At 45.2% G+C, this 1276-nt stretch carries 1 protein-coding gene; it reads right to left on the bottom strand.

From position 1 onward, the window contains the following. Positions 1-1154: DUF8426 domain-containing protein (locus J7438_RS28550; RefSeq protein ID WP_353620197.1), on the bottom strand; the 1154-nt coding region annotated here is incomplete at its 3' end. Between the last annotated feature and the right edge of the window lie 122 nt (positions 1155-1276).

Genomic DNA, 1276 nt, shown 5'->3' with positions numbered 1-1276 from the left:
TAGAAATATTCTTCAAGCAGAGGAATGATCTTATTGCTGAAGATAGAAGCCAATATCTCTAAACGCTCATCATCACCAGTTGCATCATTCAGCGGCATGAAAAAAGCATGCCCCAGCATGTGTTCCCTGTCGTACAGAAATTCAATACGCCGGTTCATCACTTCCAGCATTTGACCGATGTTAAGACCACTAACCACTGTTTCACTGAGCAATCGGTAATCCGGCATCATTTCAATAAAATCAAAACGACGACGCAGTGCTGTATCCATCATCGCCAAAGAACGGTCTGCCGTGTTCATGGTGCCGATAATATACAGATTATCCGGTACGCTGAGCCGTTCCTGTGAATAAGGCAGGCAAACAGATAGTTCTTCACTTTGCCCGGCTCGTTTAGACGGCTCCAGCAAAGTAATCAGTTCACCAAAAACTTTGGAAATATTGCCCCGGTTTATTTCATCAATGATAAGGACAACGGGTTCCTGAGAAGCACTATACGTAATCTCTTTTTCAAAAATGTGATGGCCGTCCTCTTCAAGGCGTTTCAGAACTTTTGCTGGAGACAGGCGCCAGAGTTCGTAAAAGGTTTTCAGAGTGAAGCCTTTGCCGCCATTCAAGTCCATAAATGGAATATCAACATCCTGAACCAGCCAATTCACTGAACGACGATGGTTATAACCCTCACCACAGGGCTCTGATGAATCCACATAGCTGTAATCACTTTCAATTACACCAACTGCCTGTACCGATGTACGACTGGAGATACATAGAACGAGATCACCAACTTGAGCATCTTCAGCAAAGGCCATCAAAGTGTTTTGATTATTAGAGCCCTCACTGTCAAATGCTTGAATTTCATCATCGCTACGATCGTCCTGACTAAGATCTCCAACATGCCCCCAGCCGATTCTCATCTCACCATTTTTTAAACAATAGTCCCGGGTTTGGCTATGCCCCGTTCCATCGATCGAAATCTTCCAGACTCGTGCCTGATCCCCAATACCAGCACTGACAGCGCCCACAGATCGGTTTTCAGCTTTGCGACACATCTTTTTGAAAATACCTGGCTCCACTCGATAACTGAGAGACCCCGATTCCTCAATAGCCCGAATGCCTTCAACAAACTCTTCATAGCTGAAGCTCTGGTGAAACGTCACAAAATCTATTCGCCCTTCATCAACCAGTGCCTTATATCGGTCTTTCACGGCCAGATGAAATGGCTGCCAATCCAGATCCTCGTATTGCTCTTCATACCAATCCGGATCAGCAATCTTTACCG

The organism is Thalassotalea sp. G20_0, assembly GCF_017744175.1.
Classification (GTDB): domain Bacteria; phylum Pseudomonadota; class Gammaproteobacteria; order Pseudomonadales; family Endozoicomonadaceae; genus Endozoicomonas.
Note: the sequence above shows the minus strand (reverse complement) of the source record. Positions and strands in the feature narration are given on the sequence as shown.